The organism is Actinocrinis sp. (assembly GCF_035653575.1).
In the GTDB taxonomy this organism is placed as follows: domain Bacteria; phylum Actinomycetota; class Actinomycetes; order Streptomycetales; family Catenulisporaceae; genus Actinocrinis.
Genome location: NZ_DASRBQ010000167.1, coordinates 1 through 22,064 on the forward strand (window position 1 = coordinate 1; position 22,064 = coordinate 22,064).

Annotated in this window: 23 protein-coding genes; 12 read left to right on the forward strand and 11 right to left on the reverse strand. The window is 70.6% G+C overall.

Annotation, left to right across the window (positions count from 1 at the left end):
* Positions 1–831: diacylglycerol/lipid kinase family protein (locus VFA06_RS22475; protein ID WP_324842660.1), on the forward strand; the 831-nt coding region annotated here is incomplete at its 5' end.
* The gene (locus VFA06_RS22480; protein ID WP_324842661.1) at positions 828–1,778 is read left to right on the forward strand and encodes a YihY/virulence factor BrkB family protein; all 951 of its coding nucleotides are present in this window, start codon (positions 828–830) and stop codon (positions 1,776–1,778) included. The genes VFA06_RS22475 and VFA06_RS22480, both read left to right, overlap by 4 nt.
* Here the strand turns inward: VFA06_RS22480 and VFA06_RS22485 are convergent.
* Positions 1,660–2,253 (reverse strand): hypothetical protein, encoded by a 594-nt coding sequence (locus VFA06_RS22485; RefSeq protein ID WP_324842662.1) that lies wholly within the window; start codon positions 2,251–2,253, stop codon positions 1,660–1,662. The genes VFA06_RS22480 and VFA06_RS22485 overlap by 119 nt on opposite strands.
* Positions 2,254–2,339: 86 nt before the next feature.
* Positions 2,340–2,930 carry a TetR family transcriptional regulator gene (locus tag VFA06_RS22490; RefSeq protein WP_324842663.1) on the reverse strand — a complete coding sequence of 197 codons (591 nt, stop codon included), beginning with the start codon at positions 2,928–2,930 and terminating at the stop codon, positions 2,340–2,342.
* 141 nt (positions 2,931–3,071) lie between these two features.
* On the opposite strand from VFA06_RS22490, the gene VFA06_RS22495 reads away from it, so the two are divergent.
* From VFA06_RS22495 to VFA06_RS22510, 4 genes are all read left to right on the forward strand, one after another.
* Positions 3,072–3,968 carry an SDR family oxidoreductase gene (locus VFA06_RS22495; protein ID WP_324842664.1) on the forward strand — a complete coding sequence of 299 codons (897 nt, stop codon included), beginning with the start codon at positions 3,072–3,074 and terminating at the stop codon, positions 3,966–3,968.
* Between the two features lie 199 nt (positions 3,969–4,167).
* Positions 4,168–6,378: a putative bifunctional diguanylate cyclase/phosphodiesterase gene (locus tag VFA06_RS22500; protein ID WP_324842665.1), complete on the forward strand. Its 2,211-nt coding sequence runs from the start codon at positions 4,168–4,170 to the stop codon at positions 6,376–6,378.
* Between the two features lie 23 nt (positions 6,379–6,401).
* On the forward strand, positions 6,402–6,860 hold the full coding sequence (locus VFA06_RS22505; protein WP_324842666.1) for a hypothetical protein: 459 nt from the start codon (positions 6,402–6,404) through the stop codon (positions 6,858–6,860).
* Between the two features lie 110 nt (positions 6,861–6,970).
* Positions 6,971–8,704, forward strand: coding sequence for a cholesterol oxidase substrate-binding domain-containing protein (locus tag VFA06_RS22510; RefSeq protein ID WP_324842667.1), 1,734 nt, complete (start codon positions 6,971–6,973; stop codon positions 8,702–8,704).
* Positions 8,705–8,750: 46 nt separating this feature from the next.
* Here the strand turns inward: VFA06_RS22510 and VFA06_RS22515 are convergent, their stop codons facing one another.
* From VFA06_RS22515 to VFA06_RS22530, 4 genes are all read right to left on the reverse strand, one after another.
* On the reverse strand, positions 8,751–9,593 hold the full coding sequence (locus tag VFA06_RS22515) for an SAM-dependent methyltransferase (protein WP_324842668.1): 843 nt from the start codon (positions 9,591–9,593) through the stop codon (positions 8,751–8,753).
* Between the two features lie 136 nt (positions 9,594–9,729).
* On the reverse strand, positions 9,730–10,446 hold the full coding sequence (locus VFA06_RS22520) for a glycoside hydrolase family 11 protein (protein WP_324842669.1): 717 nt from the start codon (positions 10,444–10,446) through the stop codon (positions 9,730–9,732).
* Between the two features lie 441 nt (positions 10,447–10,887).
* On the reverse strand, positions 10,888–11,604 hold the full coding sequence (locus VFA06_RS22525; RefSeq protein WP_324842670.1) for an NADPH-dependent F420 reductase: 717 nt from the start codon (positions 11,602–11,604) through the stop codon (positions 10,888–10,890).
* A gap of 26 nt (positions 11,605–11,630) precedes the next feature.
* A complete protein-coding gene (locus tag VFA06_RS22530) occupies positions 11,631–12,662 on the reverse strand; it encodes an LLM class flavin-dependent oxidoreductase (protein WP_324842671.1) in 1,032 nt (343 codons plus the stop codon).
* A 122-nt stretch (positions 12,663–12,784) separates the two neighbouring features.
* Here VFA06_RS22530 and VFA06_RS22535 point away from each other — a divergent pair, with 122 nt between their 5' ends.
* The 6 genes from VFA06_RS22535 to VFA06_RS22560 all read left to right on the forward strand — a co-directional run bounded on the left by VFA06_RS22535 (position 12,785) and on the right by VFA06_RS22560 (position 17,108).
* Complete coding sequence (locus tag VFA06_RS22535; protein WP_324842672.1) at positions 12,785–13,252, forward strand: MarR family winged helix-turn-helix transcriptional regulator; 468 nt, start codon at positions 12,785–12,787, stop codon at positions 13,250–13,252.
* Positions 13,253–13,319: 67 nt separating this feature from the next.
* Complete coding sequence (locus VFA06_RS22540) at positions 13,320–14,309, forward strand: pirin family protein (RefSeq protein WP_324842673.1); 990 nt, start codon at positions 13,320–13,322, stop codon at positions 14,307–14,309.
* Between the two features lie 52 nt (positions 14,310–14,361).
* Entirely contained in the window at positions 14,362–14,700 is a 339-nt protein-coding gene (locus VFA06_RS22545) for a GNAT family N-acetyltransferase (protein WP_324842674.1), read from the forward strand.
* Positions 14,701–14,823: 123 nt separating this feature from the next.
* Positions 14,824–15,342 (forward strand): GNAT family protein, encoded by a 519-nt coding sequence (locus VFA06_RS22550; RefSeq protein ID WP_324842675.1) that lies wholly within the window; start codon positions 14,824–14,826, stop codon positions 15,340–15,342.
* Positions 15,343–15,505: 163 nt separating this feature from the next.
* Complete coding sequence (locus VFA06_RS22555; protein WP_324842676.1) at positions 15,506–15,841, forward strand: YciI family protein; 336 nt, start codon at positions 15,506–15,508, stop codon at positions 15,839–15,841.
* A 40-nt stretch (positions 15,842–15,881) separates the two neighbouring features.
* On the forward strand, positions 15,882–17,108 hold the full coding sequence (locus VFA06_RS22560) for an RNA polymerase sigma factor (protein WP_324842677.1): 1,227 nt from the start codon (positions 15,882–15,884) through the stop codon (positions 17,106–17,108).
* A gap of 44 nt (positions 17,109–17,152) precedes the next feature.
* Here VFA06_RS22560 and VFA06_RS22565 read toward each other — a convergent pair whose 3' ends face one another.
* The 5 genes from VFA06_RS22565 to VFA06_RS26165 all read right to left on the reverse strand — a co-directional run bounded on the left by VFA06_RS22565 (position 17,153) and on the right by VFA06_RS26165 (position 22,047).
* On the reverse strand, positions 17,153–18,109 hold the full coding sequence (locus VFA06_RS22565; protein WP_324842678.1) for a sugar kinase: 957 nt from the start codon (positions 18,107–18,109) through the stop codon (positions 17,153–17,155).
* A gap of 137 nt (positions 18,110–18,246) precedes the next feature.
* A complete protein-coding gene (gene dgoD / locus VFA06_RS22570; RefSeq protein ID WP_324842679.1) occupies positions 18,247–19,407 on the reverse strand; it encodes a galactonate dehydratase in 1,161 nt (386 codons plus the stop codon).
* Positions 19,404–20,111 (reverse strand): bifunctional 4-hydroxy-2-oxoglutarate aldolase/2-dehydro-3-deoxy-phosphogluconate aldolase, encoded by a 708-nt coding sequence (locus VFA06_RS22575; RefSeq protein WP_324842680.1) that lies wholly within the window; start codon positions 20,109–20,111, stop codon positions 19,404–19,406. The genes dgoD and VFA06_RS22575 overlap by 4 nt, the downstream gene beginning before the upstream one ends.
* Complete coding sequence (locus VFA06_RS22580) at positions 20,108–21,139, reverse strand: ABC transporter permease (RefSeq protein WP_324842681.1); 1,032 nt, start codon at positions 21,137–21,139, stop codon at positions 20,108–20,110. The genes VFA06_RS22575 and VFA06_RS22580 overlap by 4 nt, the downstream gene beginning before the upstream one ends.
* Positions 21,136–22,047, reverse strand: a complete 912-nt coding sequence (locus tag VFA06_RS26165) for an ATP-binding cassette domain-containing protein (protein ID WP_414639949.1) — start codon at positions 22,045–22,047, stop codon at positions 21,136–21,138. Before VFA06_RS26165 ends, VFA06_RS22580 begins: the two co-directional genes overlap by 4 nt.
* Positions 22,048–22,064 lie beyond the last annotated feature (17 nt).

Consider the following 22,064-nt stretch of genomic DNA (forward strand, 5'->3'; position numbering starts at 1 on the left):
CGGCCGAAGCCCCGGCTGGTCATGACGACTCCGGACGACAACGGTGCGACCGCGGCCAGGTCCGCGGTCGAGTCCGGCGCCGGCTTGGTGGTGGCCTGCGGCGGGGACGGCACGGTGAACGCGGTCGCCGAGGCGCTGGGCGGCACCGGTGTCGTGCTCGGCATCCTGCCGCTGGGCACCGGCAATCTGCTGGCCGGGCAGCTGTGCATCCCCAGCGCGCTCGACGAGGCGATCACGGTGCTGCTGGAGGGATCGGACCGGCGCATCGATCTGGGCGTGGTGGGCGACCGGGTGTTCGTCGGCATGGCGGGTCTCGGGCTTGACGCGGCGATGATCGCCGACGCGTCGGAACGGCTCAAGGCGCGCGTAGGCTGGCCGGCTTACGTGCCCTCGATCCTGCGCCATCTGCGCGACCGCGGCGAGCGGGTGACGCTGCGCGTGGACGGGCGCCGGGTGCGGCACCGCCATGTAAAAGCTCTGATCATCGGCAACCACGGGCGGCTGCACGGCGGCATCGACCTGATGCCGGCGGCCGAACCGGACGACGGCTTGCTCGACGTGATCGTCCTGGAGCCGTACGGCCGGCTTTGGGGCTGGCTGGAGGTGCTGGTGCGGATCGTGCTGCGGCGCGACGGCCCGTACATCAGCCGCTATCGGGCCAAGCAGGTGGAGGCGCGCGTGCGCCGTCCGGTGCCGCTGGAGCTCGACGGTGACCCCTATCGCACCGCGAACGTGCTCTCCGTTCAGGTCAAGCCAGGGGCATTACTGGTTCGGACGCCGGAATCACGGCAGTCCTCTGATGCGCTGCGCGAGGCGGGTATTCGACGATGAGTACTGCGACCAAGGTTGCTCAGACCCGGCTGATGTCAGGCGACGAACTATCCGCGGACGACGCCTGGGTCACGCTGCGGCGCACGGGTCTGGGCTCGATCGTGCGCGATTCGTTCGTGCGGTTCCGCTATGCCGACGGGTTCAGCCATGCCCGGGCGTTGGCGTTTCAGGTCTGCCTTAGCATCATCCCCGCTGTCATCGCGCTCGTCGGGCTTTCGGCGACGCTGCACCGCGAGGGCGCAGGCCAGGTTCTTGAAGGCGTGCTTGAACGGATCACGCCCGGAGCGAGCCAGCAGATCGTCCGCAACGCCCTGGAGACCGGGCGGGCGCGCGGCCAGGACGACGCGCTGGCGCTCTGGCTCGGCCTCGCGGTCGCGCTGGTGTCCATGGCCACCGCGATGGGGCAGATCGAGCGCGGAGCAAACCGCATCTACGGGGTCGAACGTGACCGGCCATCGGTGCGCAAGTACGGCAATGCCCTGCTGCTGGTGCTGATCGCGGGAGTGCCCATGGCCGCCGGCATGGTCGTCGTGGCGGCCGGCGGCCCGCTCGGCGAGGTGCTCGCGCAGGTGTACCACTGGTCCGCGGGCGAGCGGCTGGCCTGGCAGGTGGCGCGCTGGCCGTTGGGCATCCTGCTGGCCCTCGTCTCGGCCAGCGCGATCTTCCGCCGGGCGCCGCGCCGCCGCCAGCCGTCGCTCAGCTGGCTGGCCGTCGGCGCCGCGCTCAGCCTGGCGCTGTGGGCCGGGCTGACCGCGCTGCTCAGCTGGTATGTCGGCGGCAGCAGCGGGCTGGGCGCGACCTACGGGCCGCTGACCGCCGTCATCGCCCTCATGGCATGGGCGAATCTGACCTCGATCGCGCTGCTGCTCGGCCTGGCCGTGGCGGCGCAGCTTGAGGCCTGCCGGACCGGCTCGCGGCAGCCGGCCTGCGCAGACCCGGGAACCTGACCCGGGCCGCGGCGAGCCGCCCGCGCAGCGCTTTGGCGAGGACCGTCTCGCGGCGGCGGCGCGCGATCTCCACCCGCGCGCAGATCCACAGGCACACCCCGGCCAGCGGCAGCTCCACCAGCACCGCCATGGCGAGCGCGATGAGGAACTGGGCGGTGTCCGGGGCGCTGAGCACGTCGAACCAGGCGTCGACGATGAGCAGGGTGCCCGCCATCGCGGCGGTCACCTCGCTCTGTTCCCTGCGGCGCAGCGCCAGCCATCCGGTGCGCAGCAGCAGGACGCACAACAGCACGTCGAAGCCGACCCACGAGACGTCGTAGTGCGCGCTGCGCTCGCTGCTCGGCAGCACCAGGGCGAGGCCCGCGATCCACGGCAGCGTCAGCAGGCCGAGCACCATCAGCAGCACCCCGCACCAGCGCGGCACCACCCTGGGCGCGAGCCGCGGGCCCTGCTCGAAGGCCTCTGATTCACTCATGCTCGCCCCTCCCGGACTGCCAGGTCGGATCAGAATGCGCAGTTGCTGTTCCCCGAGCCGGTGCGTCCAATCGGCGGGCCGCCCGGTCAGGCGAATTGCGCCACCGAGGCCGTCTTGCCGGTCACCGCGCGCAGTTCGTCGAGGATCTCGGCCTCCAGGTCGGCGAAGGAGCGCTGTTCGCCGTCGCGGATCCATTGCGTGAATGCGATGCCGAACACGGTGACGCCCGACTGCGCCGCCAGGGTCGCGGCCGGTTCACCGACCCCTCGCTCGCGCAGGGCCTCGGCCAGCGCCGTGGCGAGATCGGCGAGCTTGTTGCGCTCGCGCTCCTGCAGCGCGGGGTTCTGGTCGATCACCTGCTGCCGCGTGCGGGAGTGCGCGCGGCGCTCCTCCGGGAACAACGCCGCCGCGCTGCGCAGCGCGCACTCGACGATCTCCATGGGAGCCGACCCGGGCGGCGCGGACCGCACACCGTCCAGGAACGAGGCGGCGAAGCGCTGCTGTCCCCGGAAGAGCACCTCGCGCTTGTCGCTGAAGTGCCGGAAGAAGGTGCGCTCGGTCAGGCCGACGGACTGGGCGATCTCCGCCGCCGTCGTCTGCTCGAAGCCACGGGTGGCGAAGAGGTGGAGCGCGGCCTGTTGCAGCCGCTCCGCGGTTCCCGGTTCCCAACGCGCCATGCGAGCGATTCTAGTGATTCGAGCCCAGGGATGACAGCTACTGACATCAGGCGTAAGGTATGTCTGTCACTGACGTCAGTCACAGACATCAATCTCGGCTTGGACTCGCGCTGCCAGACGGCGCGACTCGAAGGAGTTGACATGCACGTTTTCGTCACGGGAGCCTCCGGCTGGATCGGTTCCGCCGTCGTCGACGACCTGCTCGCCGCGGGCCACGAGGTCAGCGGCCTGGCCAGGTCGGACGCTTCCGCCGAGGCCCTGGAGGCCAAGGGGGTGCGGGTGCGCCGCGGCGACCTCGACGACCCGGACTCCATCCGCGCCGGCGCCGAGGCCGCGCAGGCGGTGATCCATCTCGCCAACAAGCACGACTTCGACAACCCGGCCGTATCGAGCGCGGCCGAGCGCACCGCCGTCCAGACCATCGGCGACGCGCTGGCGGGTTCCGGCCGTCCGTTCCTGCTCGCCTCCGGGATCGCGGGCCTCGCCGCGGACCGGCCTGCCACCGAGGCCGACCCCTCCCCGTTCCACGGCCCGGACTCGCCGCGCGGCGGAAGCGAGAATCTGGCGCTGGAGTTCGTCGACCGCGGCGTGCGCACGGTGAGCCTGCGCTTCGCCCCGACCGTGCACGGCGCCGGCGACCACGGGTTCATCGCCGTCATCGCGGCGATCGCCCGGGAGAAGGGCGTCTCCGGCTACCCCGGCGACGGGACCAACCGGTGGGCCGCCGTGCACCGCAGTGACGCCGCGCGCATGGTCACCCTGGCGCTGGAAAAGGCGCCGGCGGGCAGCAGGCTGCACGCCACCGCCGAGGAAGGCGTCACGACCCGCGAGATCGCCGAAGCGCTCGGCCGCGCGCTGAACCTGCCCGTCGCCTCGATCCCGGAGGACAAGGTCCAGGACCACTTCGGCTGGATGGGCCGGTACTTCTCCATGAACATGGCGGCGACCAGCACCGTCACGCAGGAGCTGCTGGGCTGGACACCCACCGGGCCGACGCTCGCCGCGGACATCGACGCGGGCGGCTACTCCAAGGCCTGAGGACGGCAGCCGCGGGCCGTGCGACCACTCATGCACCGCACCGTGCGGCACCCTCGCCGAGGGTGCCGCACAGCTTTCGGCCGAGACGGCCCACATCCGGATAAACGGTTCACAAACGCGCTGATGCTCATATCATGGCCAGATATCCCGTGAACGCGGAGTTCGCAGTTCGGTGGCCAAGTGCGGATTGGTCGGCGCGATGGACGGCACAGAGCGGACCGACTCGGCCAGGCTGGATCAGATCTGCCTGTTCAATCTGCTGTCGGCCTGCGCGGACACGATCTACTTCAAAGACCTTGAGTCCCGGTTCATCCGGGTCAGCCAGAGCCAGGCGGACCTCATCGGCGCCGAGTCGCCGGCGGCGATGGTAGGCAAGACCGACTTCGACTACTTCTCGCCGCAGCACGCCTCCGCGGCCTTCGCCTACGAGCAGCAGATCATCCGCACCGGACTGCCCGTCACCGACCTGCACGAGTGGAACGTGCGCATCGGCGACCGGGAGTGCGTGCTCAGCTCGACCAAGCAGCCGCTGCGGGACTTCTCCGGACGCATCATCGGGACCTTCGGGATCACCCGGGACATCACCGCGCGCAAGCACACCGAGCGCGAGCTGCTGGCCAAGACGCAGGAGCTGGAGCGGATCGGACGCGAGCTGCGCACGCTGCTCGAATCCAGTCCGGATCCGATGGCCCGCATGGATCGCGACCTGCGCTACACCTACGTCAACCCGGCCGCGACCGCGCTGGCCGGCCTCGAGGCCGCGGACATCCTCGGCCGCACGAGCAGCGAGCTGGGTTTCCCGGAGGACTACACCCGCGGCTGGGAGTCGGCCCTGCGCCGCGTGCTCGCGACCGGCAAGCCCGCGGACGTCGAGCGCAACCTGGTGCTCGGCGGGACCCGCCGGTTCCTGGAGTCCAGGATCGTCCCGGAGTTCGACGACGACGGGCAGGTGTGCAGCCTCCTGGTGGTCAGCCGGGATCTGACCGAGCGCAAGCGCATCGAGGAGACCCTCGCCGAGCAGGCCGTGCGTGATCCGCTCACCGGGCTGGCGAACCGCCGCCTCTTCGTCGAGCGCACCAATCGGGCGCTGGCGGCGCTGGAGGGCGCGGACGCGCTGCTGGCCGTGCTGTTCCTGGACCTGGACCGGTTCAAGGTGGTCAACGACAGCCTCGGGCACGCGGCCGGGGACGCCCTCCTGGTCGCCGTGGCAGCCCGGCTGCAAGCCGCCGCGCGCCGTACGGACCTGGTGGCACGGTTCGGCGGAGACGAGTTCGCCGTGCTGTGCGAGCGGCTGTCGAGGCGCGAGGACGCCGCCGCGCTGGCCGACCGGATCAATCGCGCCCTGGCCGAACCGATTCGCCACGCCGGCCAGGAGATCCACGTCAGCGCGAGCATCGGCATCGCGACCTGCCGCGGCGCCGCGACGGCCGAGTCCGGCTCCGGGTCCAAGTCCGGAGCTGGCACCGCAGCGGACGCCGACGCGCTGCTGCGCGACGCCGACGCCGCGATGTTCCAGGTCAAGGCCCGGAGCAACGGCACCGGAGGCTACCTGTTCTTCACCGAGCCGATCCGGGAACAGGCCGTCTCCCGCCTCGCCGTCGAGACCGAACTGCGGCTGGCGCTGGAGCGCGGCGAGTTCCGCCTGTTCTACGAGCCGATCTACGCATTGCGCGAGCGGCGCCTGATCGGGGCGGAGGCCCTGATCCGCTGGCAGCACCCGAGGCGCGGCCTGCTCCTGCCCGCCGAGTTCATCCCGGTGGCCGAGGAGTGCGGTCTGATCGTTCCGATCGGCCTGTGGGTGCTGCGCGAAGCATGCCGCACGCTCGCCGCGTGGACTCGGATCTACCGCCGGGCGCACGCCGCGAACTCCGCTGGCCAGGCACCGACCATGGCGGTGAACCTGTCGGTGCGTCAGATCGCGGACGGCGCATTCGCCGACGAGGTCGCCGCCGTCCTGCGCCGCCACCGGCTCGACCCGGCGCAGCTGAGCCTGGAGATCACCGAGACGGCGGTCCACGACGCGCCGTTCTCGGCCGGCACCGTGCTCAAGGCGCTCTGCGAACTCGGCACGCGCATCGCGCTGGACGACTTCGGCACCGGCTACTCATCGCTCATGCACCTGCGGCAAGCGCCGGTGGACATCCTCAAGATCGACCGGATGTTCGTGAGCGAACTCGGCCGGCCCGGGCAGGACGAGGCCATCGTGGCCGCCGTGATCGGAATGGCCAGGGCGCTGGGCATGACCACGATCGGCGAGGGCATCGAGACCGTGCAGCAGTACCGCCGCCTGTGCGAACTGGGCTGCGACCAGGGCCAGGGCTACCTGTTCTCTCCGCCCATGACCGCCGAGCTGTTCCGGGCCACGCACCTCGCGCAGGCGATGCGCGAGGCGTCGGACGGAAGCGAATAGGCGTTACTCAGTAGTCTGCTTCCATGGAATGGAGCACGCTGCTCGGCACGGCGCTCGGCGCCACAGCCGGCCTCGGGGCCGCCGTACTGTCGGAGCGGGCCCGCTGGTCCCTCGGCCGCAACGATCGCAAGCGCGATGTGTTAAAGACCTCGTATATCGGATTCTTGACGAACGTGACCAAGGCCGGTGAACAGGTGTGGCACGCCGCGCGCGAGCACGGACCCGGCTGGAAGGACTCGATACTGACCGCCTTGCGCGACAACGACGTGAACGCGGCCCGCTTCTCGCTTTCGCTCGAGGCGCCGACCGGCGTCAGGAAGTGCGCCGACGAGCTCATCGCCGCCTTCGTCGCATGGCGCGACATAGCACACGCGGGTTCCCGGAAAGGGGACGAGGCGTTCGATCAGGCGTGGCAGAAGTTCGGCGCGAGCCGCAACGCCCTGGTGGATGCGATGCGGCTCACGCTCGAGCCGGTTGCCTGAATCCGCCTGCTGATCAGCCGGAGGTGTTCGGCGGCACACCGCTGCGGTTCGACCGCGCAATCGCGGGTAAAGGGGAGCGCTTATACATCTGTGGGCGGGGAGGGACAGCAATGAACGGTTCTGGTTCAGGCCTGCCGAGACGGCGGGTGCTGGCGGGCTCGGCAGCGCTCCTGGGCCTCGGCGCCCCACGGCTGTGGCAGCCGGCCGGGAAGCTCTCCCCCGGCGCAGCCGCCGCCAGTTGCGCGCCGCCTCCGGGCTTTCCGGCGAACATCCCGGTGTATCAGCAGACGTACCAGAACTGGTCGGGAGGGCTCACCGCCGACGACGTGTGGACCTGCACACCGAGCAGTCCGCAAGATGTGGTGACACTCGCGAACTGGGCCGTGGCCAACGGTTATCGGCTGCGGGCCCGCGGCCGCAGGCACGGCTGGTCGCCGCTGACGATCACCGCGGACACCGGCTGCGCCTCGCCGGTTCTGCTCGTCGACACCAGTTCACTGGCCTCGATGAGCATTGCGACACCGGGTGTCGTGCGCGTGCAGACCGGCGCGGTGATGGACGATCTGCTGGCGTATCTCGAGTCCAACGGCTACGGCATGACCGCCACGCCCGCGCCCGGCGACCTGACCGTGGGCGGCGTCCTGGCCATCGACGCACACGGCACGGCGGTCCCGGCCGACGGCGAGACGCCAGTCGCAGGCGACTACTATGGCTCGCTCAGTAACAGGATCCTGTCACTCAACGCAGTGGTCTGGGACGCCGGGAGCGCGTCGTACGTGCTGCGCACCTTCGAACGCTCCGACGCACAGTGCGCCGCGCTGCTCACGCATCTGGGCCGGGCCTTCCTCACCGAGGTCACCCTGAGCGTGCGGGCCAACTATTACCTGCGCTGCGTGAGCGACGTGACGATTCCGGCAGCCGAACTGTTCGCGGCCCCCGCGGCGGCCGGAGCGCGCAGCTTCGCCTCCTACGTGCACTCCTCGGGCCGCGTCGAGGCCATCTGGTTCCCGTTCACCGACAATCCCTGGCTCAAGGTCTGGACGCTGAGCCCGCAGGCTCCGCCGACCTCGCGCCCGACTACGACCCCGTACAACTATCCGTTCGCCGACACGGTGCCCAAGCCGGTGGCGGATCTCGCCGGCGCGATGGTCAGCGGGCAGTGGTACCTCGCGCCCACGTTCGGCCAGGCGCAGTACACCACCGCAGCGGCCGGGCTGACCGCGACGCTGTCGACCGATCTGTGGGGCCTGTCGAAGAACCTGCTGCTCTACGTCAAACCCACCACGCTGCGCATGTTCGCCAACGGATACGCGGTGCTCACCGGCAGCGCCGACATCCAGCGCGTCGTCTCCGAATTCGCCGACTACTTCCAGCAGCGGCTGCAGGCTTACGCGGCGGCCGGCAGCTATCCGATCAACGGGCCGGTGGAGATCCGGGTCACCCGGCTGGATACCGCGGCCGCCGGTCCCGTCGGGGGCGCCGCGCCCCCGGAACTCTCCGCGATCCGGGAACGCGCCGACCATCCGGAATGGGACGTCGCGGTGTGGCTGGACGTGCTGACCCTGCCGACCACGCCGGACTCGGGCAGGTTCTACCGCGACCTCGAGCAGTTCATCTTCGAGAACTACTCAGGCTCTTACGCCGCGGTACGGCCGGAATGGTCGAAGGGCTGGGCGTTCACCGCGGCAGGGGCGTGGACCGATGCGACCGTCATCGGCGCCACCATTCCAGCCGCCTTCAACGCCGGTCCTGATCCGTCGTGGGACAGCGCGGTGAGCACTCTCGACTCGCTCGATCCGCACCGCGTGTTCAGCAACGCATTCCTCGACACCCTCGTGCCCTGATACGTCCCGCGGTGCGCGGCCGGACGCGAGGGCCGCGTCGAGCCGGTCAGCTCTTGCTGGCCATGCCGGCGTACCACCAGATGCCTGACATGTCGTGCGAAACCTCGGCGTCCGGCCGCCACAGCGGGAGCTGGACCAGCCCGGGATCGACCAGTTCGAGCCCGTCGAAAAACCGGCGGATCTGCTCCCCGGTGCGTGCGATGATCCGCGCGCCGCCCTTGTTGTACGTGCGCACTGCCTCCGCCGCCCGCTCCGGGTCGATGTCGCTCGTGCCGTGCGAGACGACCAGGTAGCTACCGGGGACCATCACCTGCTTGAGCCGGTCGACGATGCCGACCGGGTCCTCGTCGTCCATGATGAAGTGCAGCACCGCGACCAGCAGGATCGCGACCGGCTCGGTGAAGTCGAGCACTGAGTTCGTCGCGGGGTGTCCCAGGATCGCGTCCGGGTCGCGCAGGTCGGCCTGGATCACCGTGGTGCGCTGCGGATCGTGCCCGGCCAGCAGCGCGTTGGCGTGGACGAGCACGATCGGGTCGTTGTCCACGTAGACCACGCGGGAGTCCGGGTTCACCGCGCGGGCGACGTCCCCGGTGTTGCCCGGGCCCGGGATGCCGGTGCCGATGTCGAGGAACTGCCGGATGCCCTGCTGGGCCAGGAACCGCACCGCGCGCCCGAGGAAGGCCCGGTTCTCCCGGGCCATGTCGCGCACCTCCGGCACGACCGCGATGACCTGTTCGGCGGCGTACCTGTCGACCTCGTAGTTGTCGCGGCCGCCGAGGAAGTAGTCGTACATGCGGGCCGGATGCGGGACGCTGGTGTCGATCGCCGATGCCGGCGTGCCAGAAGGTATCAGGCCATTACCACTGGTGGGCGCGTCGCCGCCTGACATTTCCGCCTCCGCCCGCCGCGCGTGGGATGATCGCCAGCTCGCGCAGATCGTACTACACGGCATCGCCCGCATCGCCCGCATCGCCCGCACCTGCGGCAACCGGTGCCGGCGATGCCGGCGATGCCGGCGATGTGTTTTAGTGCACCGTGATGCTGGAGCCGCCGCTCCCGCCGCCCCAGGCCTCGGTGGCCAGGATCTGGTAGTTCATCGTGCCCAGCTTCATCCCGTAGCCGGCCCAGGCGTTGATGAAGTTCTGCACCGTGACGGTGCCGCTGGTGACCGGTGAGGTACGGACCGCCAGGTACTGCTCGAAGGTCGCGGTGCCCTGAATCGAGGGCTGATTCACCTGCAGGTGCTCGTAGATCTTGTACGTGCCGCCGTCGCTGGTGATCTGGCCCTTGTACGTGCCCGAGCCGGGCGCCGAGCCGTTGTAGTCCTCCATCACGTAGTACTCCACCAGCGGGTTGGTCGACCAGCCGTAGAGGGAGACCCGTGTGGCGCCCCCGGAGGAGTGCATGCTGCCGGAGAAGCTGACTGTGTGGCCGCTGCCCTTGCTCCAGCCGACGCCTGCGACGAAGTCGCCGATGCCGCTCCACGTCGTCGAGTAGCTGTTGCCCGAGTTCAGCGTGATGCAGGCCGAGCCCTGGCCGTTGGACCACATCTGGTAGTAGTAGCCGCTGTTCGTGCCGGTGCGGTTCGAGCAGATGGTGGTCGCGGCGCTGGCCGAGGTGGGCATCAGCAGGGTGGCCGCGGCCAGCGCGATCGCGGAACCGAGGCCGATCAGAAGCCTGCCGCGGGTGAGCAGTCGGGCCGGCCGGCGCCTGGGGCGGGCCGGGCGGGAAGTGGGGTGCATGAAGTGTGCTCCTTCCTCATTGAAGGCGCGCCGGGTCGGCGCAGCGCGAGCTGACCTGGCGCGGGTATAGGCGGCCGGGCTGGTGGCTACTGCGGATCGGCGTCGTGCGGCGCGTCAGACTGACCGATCTGCCGAACCCGGATCGCGGGGGCCGGGCTGTGGGTCGCCCGGATCGACTGTCTTCGAGCTCTGTCGATGGCGAGAGTATCGGCGCGGCCCGCGCGGGCCGTCAACGATTTTCGAGACCTTTCGAAAGATCCACGAACCCTGATGACGGACTGGCAGTCAGCTGACGTCACCGAACCGCATCCCGGCCGCCGCTCCCCACGGGCCTCGATCAGCAGGAACCCGCGATCAGAGGCCTAACACAAGATCAATATTCTGAAACTTTCGACGTCTCAGGACGCACTATCGGCGCCTCGCAGGTTCGCCCCGCGGCCGTCACGCCGCATCGCGCAGAGCTCCCACGGCTGCCTTCGCCCGCGCCTCGTTCACGAGCCGCCCGCGCTCGGACCGCGCGAAGCGGTCGAGCATCGCGCGCAGCTGCTCGGCCCCGACGTTGGCTCCGAAGGGTTCGGTGCCGGGTTCGAGGCGCACTCCCGCGGCGAGCGGACCCGCGACGACGGGGTCGAAACCGAGCGCGTCGACCAGGTGCGCGACCGTGTCCAGGTCCGCCGGATCGTCGCCGGCGATCGCGATGGCCCGGCGCCCCTCGCTGCCCGGGGGCCGCGCTCCATCCTCCAGGTCGTGATAACCCATGTGATTGAACGCTTTGACCACGCGCGACGCGGACAGGTAGCCCTGCACGATCTCGCTGGACGACGTGAGCGGATCGGTGAGGTCGTCGCGGATGCCGTCGACCTCCCACCAGTAGTTCATCGCGTCGATGACGAGCTTTCCGCGCAGCGCGTCCGCGGGAATGGTGCGGTACTTGCCGAGCGGGAGCGCCAGGATGACCACATCCGCCTCGGCCGCGGCCCGAGCCGCGGTGACCGCCAGCGCGCCCGGGGTCAGCACCTCCACGGTGAGGTCGATCTTGGCCGGATCCCCCGACCCGGCGATCAGCACGCGGTAGCCGGCCGCGAGAGCCAACCTGGCCAGCACGGTGCCGACCTTTCCCGCGCCCAGAATGCCGATCGTGCGAACGTTCCCGGCCATTGCGTCTTCTCCGTTCACGAGACCAGTCAGCCCGCGAGGAGGTCGCGGACCATCGGGATCACCTTCGTGCCGTACAGCTCCACAGCACGCAGGCGGGCGCTGATCGGTTGAGTGCCCATGGTGTAGATCAGGTCGAAGCGGCCGACGCCGAGCGAGGCGATGGCGCGGGCCATCTTGCGGGCGACCGTTTCGGGCGAGCCGATGTACAGCGAGCCGTGCTCGATTTCGCGCCGGTATTCCTCCGGGGTGACCGGCGGCCAGCCGCGCTGCGCGCCGATCCGGTCGCGGATGACCTTGTAGTGCGGCCAGTGCACCTCGCGGGCCTCCTCGTCGGTGGGCGCGATGAAGCCCGGCGAGTGGATGCCGACCGGGTGAGCGGTCGTGCCGAACTTCTCGGCGGCGCGCCGGTACAGGTCGAGGTAGGGCGCGAAGCGCTCGGGGGCGCCGCCGATGATGGCGATCATCAGCGGGAAGCCGTAGTGGGCGGTGCGCACCACCGACTGGGGCGAGCCTCCGACGCCGACCCAGGTGCTCAGGCGCCCGGACTCGGTCTTGGGGAAGACCTCGGCGTGGTCGAGCGCGGCGCGCTTGGTGCCGCTCCAGGTGACCGGCTTCTCCTCGAGCAGCCGCGCGAACAGCTCGATCTTCTCCTCGAAGAGCACGTCGTAGTCGCTCAGGTCGTAGCCGAACAGCGGGAACGACTCGGTGAATGAGCCGCGCCCGAGGATGATCTCGGCCCGGCCGCCGGAGAGCGCGTCGAGCGTCGCGAAGCGCTGGAAGACCCGGACCGGGTCGTCGGAGCTGAGCACGGTGACGCCGGAGGAGAGCCGGATGCGTTCGGTGCGGGTGGCGATGCCGGCCAGGACGGTCTCCGGGGTGGAGATCGCGTACTCGGGGCGGTGGTGCTCACCGAGGGCGATGACGTCGACGCCGGTCTGCTCGGCGACCAGGGCCTCGTCGACGACCTGGCGGATCGCGCGGGCATACGACACGGGCCGGCCGGCGTCGTCGTTCGGCACGTCGCCGAACGTGTCCAAGCCGAAGACGAGATCAGACATGGGCGCGCTCCCTCAGGCGGGTGCCGGATCCGCGGCCCCGAGACGGATTTAGTTGACGGTTCAATTATCTCCGGGGATGATTGATGTGTCAACTAACCCTGCCTTGTGCCTACACTCTGACCATGGGAGAGCCCGTGCCGTGGTTGACGCCCGAGGAGCAGCGCGCCTGGCGCAGCTTCGTCCGCCTGCAGGAACGGCTCGGCGGCCGGCTGGCGCACCTGCTGCAGACCGAGTCGAATGTCTCCAGCGCGGACTTCGCGGTGCTCGTCCAGCTCACCGACGTGCCGGAGGGGCGCCGCCGGTTCCTGGAGCTGGCCCAGGCCCTGGAGTGGGAAAAGAGCCGGATGTCACACCACCTCTCGCGCATGGTCAAGCGCGGGCTGGTGGTGCGCGAGGAGTGCCCCGAGGACGGCCGCGGCGCGTTCATCGTGATCACGGACGCGGGCCGGGCACTGCTCGCGGCGGCCGCCCCGCGCCACGTCGAGGCGGTGCGCGCGCTGTTCCTCGACCACGTCACGCCGGCGGAGCTGCGCACGCTCGCGCAGGTCTCCGACCGCGTCGTGGCGAAGCTGAACGAGGACCAGTCCTGACCATGGCCAGCCGGCGGCGCCTCCCGGTGCCACCCCCGACGGAGCGATGCAAGAGGAGGAGCTGACGGTGAGCAACGTGGAAACCGAGCCGGCGGAACTCAAGTGCGGGGCGGCGGTCGACGGCGGCCACCCGGCGGACACGCCCGGCGTTGAGGTGCTCACCGCCCGGGAGGTGCCCCTCGGCGGTCCGCGCGCGATGCTCGTGCGGCGCACGCTGCCGCAGCGATCCAGGACCCTGATCGGAGCGTGGTGCTTCGCCGACCACTACGGGCCCGACGACACCGCCACGACCGGCGGCATGACCGTCCCGCCGCATCCGCACACCGGGCTGCAGACCGTCAGCTGGCTGTTCAGCGGGGAGATCGAACACCGCGACAGCCTCGGCAGCCACGCGCTGATCCGGCCCGGGGAGCTGAACCTGATGACCGGCGGATACGGCATCGCCCACTCGGAGGTCTCCACCGGGCGCGTCCACGTGCTGCACGGCGTACAGCTGTGGGTGGCGTTACCCGGTGAGCACCGCAACGCTCCGCGCGCTTTCGAGCATTACGCTCCTGCGCCGATCCGGGTCGACGGCGCCGAGATCAGGGTGTTCCTGGGCTCGCTGGCCGGTAGCACCTCTCCGGTGCACACCTTCACCCCCCTGCTCGGCGCGCAGATCGTGCTCGACCCGCGAGCGTCAGTCACCCTCGCTCTGGATGCCTCCTTCGAGCACGGTCTGCTTGTGGACAGCGGGGACATTCGCATGCTCGACACGCTGCTGCATCCCACCGAACTCGGCTACCTTCCCGACGGCACCGACCTCATGACGCTGAGGAACGCATCAGACAGCGCAGCGCGCGCGATCCTGCTCGGCGGTCCGCCCTTCGGGGAAGAGATCGTCATGTGGTGGAACTTCGTCGGCCGCAGCCACGAGGACATCGCGCGCGCCCGGGAGGACTGGGAAACATCCTCGGACCGCTTCGGGGTAGTGCGAGGCTATCCGGGCAATCGCCTTCCGGCACCCGCGCTGCCGAATGCCACCATCCTGCCGCGCAGCAATCCGCCCCGCCGCTGAGCCGGCCCAGATCCGTACCGCACCCGCACCCGCACACCCGAAAGGCAACCGCATGAGCCAGCCGACCAACTCCGCGACCGTCCAGCAGGTCGAGGCAGAGCAGCTCTACGAGATCCAGGTCGACGGCCGGCGGGCCGGCGTCGTGGCCTACCGCGACCACGGTGACCAGCGGGTTTTCTATCACACCGAGGTCGATGACGCCTACGCCGGGCAGGGCCTGGCTTCGCGGCTGGTGCGCGAGGCGCTGACCGAGTCGCGCGGGCAGGGCAAGCGCATCGTGCCGGTGTGCCCCTACGTGGCGGCTTTCCTCAAGAAGAACACCGAATTCGCCGAGGCCACCGACCCGGTGACTCCTGAGATCTCGCGGTGGCTCGATACCGTGCTGGCCTGAGCTCCAGCGCCACCGCGCCGGTTGACGTATCAACTAGAAGCTCGCGCGGCCAGCCGAAGGTCCGTCAACTGGCGTTCCGGGCCCGGGTAGCGCGGTTGATCACCGCGCTGGCAGGGTGGCGGGATGGGCGACGGTCAACTGGACGATGGAGTAGCGCGGCTGCGGCCGTGGGCGGACGAGGATGCGGCCTGGTATGCCGACAGCGTGCGAGATCCACTGATCCAGCAGTTCACCACCGAATCCCCCACGCTGACCGCGCAGGAGGTGCTGGCCGCGATCGCCAGATTGCGGTCGTCGAGCACCGACGAGGGCTTCGTGATCTGCGACGCGGAGACCGGCGCCCGGCTCGGCAACATCGCGCTGTGCCACGACGGGATCTGCGGGGAGATCTCCTACTGGGTCGCCGCCGGGGGGCGCGGGCGAGGGATCGGGGCACGCGCGCTGACCTTGTTTAGCCAGTGGTCGTTGCGCTCGACCGATCTGCGAGTTCTGTGGCTGTGCGTGCATCAGGACAACGTCGCCTCGCGGCGGACCGCCGAGCGGGCCGGGTACCGACGGGACCCGGACCGGGACAAGACTCAGACGGTCAAGGGCGCGGTCTGGCCGATGCTCGGGTACTCGCTGGAGCGCGCCGACGCCTGACCACGCTTCGGGACTGCGCAGGCTCAGTGCCCGGATCGCGGTCGGCGCCGGGTGCGCCCGAAGTTTTTTCGCGCGAGCCTGTAGTAGAGCGGCCGGCCCGTTCGTCATGGAGATGGAAACGGCGAAAGACGCCACCCGAGCTACCCGTGAACGGAGCAGACCGATGAAGTATCTGATGCTGGTGTGTGTGGACCCGGACCTCGCCCCGGGGGCGGCCGAAGGCGCGCCGGACGTCGAGGACTGGGTCACCGAGATGGACGGCAAGGGCATCCGGCTGATGGGCAACCGGGTGCGGCCGGGCAGCGACGCGACCACGGTGCGCGTGCGCAACCGCGAGGTGCTGCTCACGGACGGCCCGTACGCCGAGACCAAGGACCTGATCGCCGGGTTCGACGTGCTCGAATGCGCTGATCTGGACGAGGCGGTCGAGGTCGCGTCCCGGCACCCGATGGCCTGGGCCGGCGTGATCGAGCTGCGCCCGTTCTGGGTCGAGGACTGAGCCGCCCGCCGCGCGGCGGACCGGTGACGGGCTGCGGGCGATGACCAGCGAATCAGCGAGCGAGTTCATCGCCGGGATCTACGCCGACGGGTGGAGCCGGATCGTGGCCACCATGATCCGGTTCACCGGCGGCGACTGGGACCTGGCCGAGGAGTGCGCGCAGGACGCCTTCACCCAGGCGTTGCGCACGTGGCCTGCGGACGGTGTGCCGCGCCAGCCGTTGGCGTGGCTCACCGCCGCCGCCCGCAACCGCGCCGTCGACCGGATGCGCCGCGCTTCGACCGAGTCGGCGAAGATCAGGGCGTGGGCGGCGCTGGAACAGGCGCAGCCGGTGCCCTACACCAGGGACAGCGAGATCCCGGACGAGCGGCTTGAGCTGATGTTCACCTGCTGCCATCCGGCACTCAACCTCGACGCGCAGGTCGCGCTGACGCTGCGAGCCCTGGCCGGAATGAGCACCGCCGACATCGCGCGCGCATTCCTCGTGCCGGAGCGCACGATGGGCCAGCGCATCTTCCGCGCCAAACAGAAGGTCGCGCACGCGGTGATCCCGTTGCGCGTGCCGCCGGCGCACCTGCTGCCGGAGCGCTTGCCGGGCGTCCTGCACGTCCTCTACCTGCTCTACAACGAGGGCTACGGCGATCAGGAGCACAAGGCCCAGCTAAGCCGGGAGGCGATCCGGCTCGCTCGCGTGCTCGCGGCGCTGATGCCGGACGAACCCGAGGCGCACGGCATGCTCGCGCTGATGCTGCTGCACGACGCGCGGCGCCCGTCCCGCGTAGACGCCGGCGGCGAGTTGGTGACCCTGCGGGATCAAGACCGCTCCCGATGGGATCGGGACCAGATCGCCGAGGGCGGCGCGATCCTCGAGCGCGCACTGCGGCGGCGCCGGGCCGGTCCGTTCCAGATCCAGGCGGCGATCGCGGCCTGCCACGCGACCGCGCCCTCGACGGCGCAGACCGACTGGCCGCAGATCGTCGGGCTGTACGAGCAGCTGGCCCGGGTCGCCCCGAGCGCGATCGTCGACCTGAACCACGCCGTCGCGCTCTCGATGGCGCAGGGCCCTGAGGCGGCGCTGCCGCTGATCGAAGCAATCGCGCAGTCGGGCCGGCTCGACGGCTACTACCTGTTGCACGCCACTCGCGCCGACCTGCTGCATCGCCTCGGCCGCACCGCCGAGGCCGACGCGTGCCTGCGCACGGCGCTCGCGCTGGCCCCGACCGAAGCGGAGCGCCGCCTGCTCAGCCAGCGGCTCGCCGCACGCTGACCGAGGCCTGGAGCGCACTGAACGCGCACCGAACGCAGACTGAATCAGCGTACGGTGATGGATCCGCCGGCTGAGCGGCGCTGTAGGTCGGCGCGCGTCGGCAGGCCTTCCCAGTCGCCGTGTGTGCCGACCGTACACGCGGCCGCCACCGCTCCCCAGCGCAGGCGTTCGGTGAGAGGAAGTCCGTCGCAGCGCGCCGCGAGGTATCCGGCCGTGAAGCTGTCTCCGGCGCCGATGGCGTCCACGACGCGCGCCGGGAGCGCCGGCTGCTCGCACCGGCCACCGTCCGCGGTGACCGCGAGCGCCCCGTCGGCGCCGCGCTTGACCACGACCTCGGCCGGTCCCAGCGCGACGAGTTCGCGGGCCGCGCGCCAGGGGTCGGCCTCCTCGGTCACGAGCGCGAGCTCGTCGTCTCCGACGAACAGCAGGGCGACCTGCGGCAGCAGTTCCGCGACGAAGGCGGCCAGGCCGGCGCTTCCGGGCAGGGTGCTGCGATAGTTCACGTCGAACGAGACCGGGATCCCGGCCCGCCTCGCCAGCTCGACCAGGTGCCGGACGGCCTCGCCACAGCTCTCGCTCAACGCCGGGGTGATGCCGGTCAGGTGGACAAGGTCGAGGTCGGCAACCGCCGAGAACGCGGCTTCGACGTCGGCCGGGGAAAGGCGCGATCCGGCGCTGTGCTCACGGTAGTAGCTGACGCGCGTGTAGTCGGCCGTCCTCAGCTCGCGGATCATGAACCCGGTCGGCCGCTCGGGATCGACGCGGGCGAAGCGGGTGTCCACCCCTTCCGCGGCCAGGTCGCGCAGCACCCGGGCGCCAAGCTCGTCCTCCCCCACGACGCCGACCCAGACCGCCTCGTGCCCGAGGCGGCGCAAGCCGATCGCGACGGTCGACTCGGCGCCCGCGGTCGAGAGCCGCAGCTGCCGCGCGGTGCGCAGCGGATCTCCGGTGTCCGTGACGGCGACACCCATGGTCTCGCCGATCGTCAGCAGTCTGCTCACGGTTCACAGCTCACAGATGACAACTCACAACTCGCGGGTCACGGCGCGCAGATCACGACCGGCGGATCGCGACTCGCCGACTACGACACGCAGACTACGACTCAGGACGCGCGCCGCGCTGCGCCCATCGCCTCGCGCTACCACTCGGCCAGGCTGCCATCATCGTGCCGCCAGATCGGGGTGCGCCACTCATAGCCGTGCTCCGCGGCCCAGCTCGCCGCCTGCTCGATCGCCTTCGCGTCCACCTCGATGCCCAGACCCGGACCGGCCGGCCGCTGCACCCAGCCGTCGCGGTACTCGAACACGGCCGGGTCGGTCAGGTAGTCCAGCAGGTCCGAGCCCTGGCCGTTGTAGTGGATGCCCAGGCTCTGCTCTTGCACCAGCAGATTCGGTATCGCGAAGTCCACCTGCAGCGCCGAGGCCAGCGCCACCGGGCCGAGCGGGCAGTGCGGGGCCAGGAACGCGTCGTGCGTCTCGGCCTGCGCGGCGATCCGGCGTACCTCGGAGATGCCGCCGGCGTGCGAGATGTCCGGTTGCGCCACCGCGATGCCGGCCTCGAAGGCGGCGCGGAAATCCCAGCGCGAGTACAGCCGCTCGCCGGTCGCGATCGGGATCGAGGTGCACCGCACGATCGAGGCCAGGTTCGCCGAGTGCTCCGGCAGGATCGGCTCCTCCACAAACATCGGCGCCAGCGGTTCGAGCAGCGGCAGCAGCCTGCGGGCCATCGGCGTGGACACGCGGCCGTGGAAGTCGACCGCGATGTCACGCGTCGGTCCGAGCACCTCCCGCACCGCCGCCACCCTGCGCACCACCTGGTCCACCGCGGCGGGGGTATCGATCGGCCGCAGCTGCGCCGAGGCGTTCATTTTGATCGCGGTGAAGCCCTGCTCCACCTTGTGCGCGGCCTGCTCGGCCACGTCCTGCTCGCCGTCGCCGCCGATCCACGAGTAGACGCGCACCCGGTCACGCAGCGGTCCGCCGAGCAGTTCGTGCACCGGCACGCCGCGTACCTTGCCCGCGATATCCCACAGCGCTTGGTCGATTCCGCCGACCGCCGAGGCCAGCACCGCGCCGCCGCGGTAGAAGCCGGCCTTGGTCAGCACCTGCCAATGCGCCTCGATACGCAACGGATCGGCGCCGACCAGCAGCTCGGCGAGTTCGTCGACGGCCGCCGCGACCGTACGCACCCGGCCTTCCAGCGCGGGCTCGCCCCAGCCGGTCACACCCTCGTCGGTGTCGATACGCACGAACAGCCAGCGCGGCGCCACCGCGTAGGTCGTCACAGCTGTGATCTTCATGCGACCGCTCCCCCCGCCGCGCGCAGAGCCGCTCGGGCCCGCTGCGTCATCGCCTCCACCGCCGCCATCGCCGCCGCCTCGTCGTGTGCGCCCGGTGCGGTGCGCCCGGCCAGCTCGCCGCCGAGCGCGACCGCGAAGGCCCCCGCGTTCAGCCAGTCCTGGATCCGGGCCACCGAAACGCCTCCGGTCGGCACGAAGGACTCGCCGCCGAACGGGCCTCGCAGCTCCTTGAGATACCGCTCGCCGAGGGCGCCGGCCGGGAACAGCTTGAAGAACTGCGCTCCCGCCTTGCGCGCGGCCAGCACCTCGGTGCCGGTCATCACGCCGGGCAGCGGTTCCAGCCCGGCGTCAAGGGCGGCGGCGGCCACGTCCCGGTCGAAGCCGGGGCTGACCACGAACCGGCCGCCGATCGCGGCCAGCCGCCGGACCTGCCGCGGGTCGGTCACCGTGCCGGCGCCGACCACCAGCTGCGGCCTTGTCGCGGCGGCGCGCTCGATCGCGTCCCACGATCCGGGCGTGTCCACGGTGACTTCCAATACCCTGATCCCGCCGTCAGCCAGCGCGCCGATCGCGGCGGAGACATCGCCGCCTTCGCGGTACCGCAGGATCGCCATGACGCGGTCCCGGCCGAGCACCTCGCGCAGCTCGCTGGAGCGCGGCGTCGGCCGCGGCTCCGGATCCCAGTCGGTGTCGCAGTTCGTCATCGCGGCAGGCCAAACGCTCGCAGGCCCCTGCGACGCTGCTGGATGACCACGGCGACCACCAGCAGGGCGCCTTGGGCGATGTCCTGCCAGAACGAGTTGACGTTGAGGATCGTCAGCCCGTTCTGCAGCACGCCGAGCAGGATGACCGCGATGACCGTGCCGGAGATGCCGCCCTTGCCGCCCTGCAGCGCCACGCCACCGAGGGCGGCCGCGGTAATGGACTGCAGCTCAAGGCCCTGGCTTCCGGAGGTCGGCTGCCCCGAACCGGTGCGCGCGGTCAGCAGGATGCCGGCGATGGCGGCCACGAAGCCGGCCAGCAGATAGCAGCCCACGACGTATCGGTTGATGTTGATCCCGGCCAGCCGCGCGGCGGTCGGATTGCCACCGATGGCGTAGATGTTGCGGCCGATGTCGGTGTAACGCAGCATCAGGTGCACCAGCAGCGCCACGATGATCAGCACCCAGACCAGGATCGGGATGCCCAGGCCGCTGCCGCGGGCGATGAACACGAAGGTGGAGTCGGTGCCGGTGTAGCCCTGCGCGCGGCCGTTGGAGATCAGGTTGGCCAGGCCGCGCAGCGCCGAGTACGTCGCCAGGGTCGCGATCACCGCGTTGACCCGTCCGTACACGATCACCACGCCGTTGAGGACGCCGACCGCGATACCGACCGCCAGCCCGACCAGGATGCCGAATGCGGCGCTGGATGCGCTGGTGAACACCATCGCGGAGACGACGGAGGTCAGCCCCGCCGCCGAGCCGACCGAGATGTCGAGGCCGCCGAGCAGCATGACCACGGTCTGCACGACGGCCAGGATGCCGACGATGGCCACCGTGGTGCCGATGGTCTTGACGTTCTCGATCAGGAAGAAGTTCGAGTTCTGCGAGCCGATCACCGCGCACAGCACGGCCAGCGCGACGATCAGGCTCAGGTTCTGCACGCCCACCACGTCGAGGGCGCGGCGCAGCGCGCCGGGTCGGCCGCCCGGTTCGGGCCGGGTCGCGGCGGCCGGGCTCTCGGTCTGTGTCATCGGTCGGCTCCGGTAGCAGGGGTCAGGTCTTCGGCCATGGCCAGGGCCAGGACCCGTTCTTCGGTGGCCTCGGACCGCGGCAGCCGGCCGGTCACCCGGCCGCCCTGCATGACCACGATCCGGTCGCAGAGGCCGAGCAGTTCGGGCAGCTCGGAGGAGATGACCAGCAGGGCCATCCCCTCGGCGGCGAGGTCGTTGACGATGGAGTAGATCTCCGCCTTGGCGCCCACGTCGACGCCGCGGGTCGGCTCGTCCAGGATCAGCACCCTGGGACGGCGGGCCAGCCAGCGCGCCAGCACGGTTTTCTGCTGGTTGCCGCCGGACAGTGTGCCGACCTCTTGCTCGATCGAGGAGGCGCGCACCGACAGCCGTTTGACGTACGTGCGTGCCACCTCGCGTTCGGTGCCGCGCTTGACCACGTGCAGCCGGGAGATGCGCCGCAGGATCGCCAGCGAGACGTTGTCGCGGATCGAGCGGTGCAGCAGCAGCGCCTGCGCCTTGCGTTCCTCGGGTGCGAACCCGATGCCGGCGCGCAGTGCGTCGCCGGGGCCGCGCAGCCGCAGCGGCTTGCCGGCGACCTCGACCGTGCCCGCGTGGATCGGTACCGCGCCGACGAGGGCGAGCGCCAACTCGGACCGGCCCGCACCGACCAGTCCGCCGAGCCCGACCACTTCGCCGGCGCGTACCTCGAGGCTCACGTCGCGTACGTCGTCGGTGGTCACGCCGTGCACCGAGAGCACCACCTCGCCCGGCTCGCGCGGGTCGCGGGTGAACATGTCGGCCAGGTCGCGGCCGACCATCATCCGCACCAGTTCGGCCTCCCGGGTCTCGCAGACCCGCCGGTCGCCGACGTAGCGGCCGTCGCGCAGGACGGCCACGCGGTCGGCGATGGCGAAGATCTCCGGCATCCGGTGCGAGACGTACA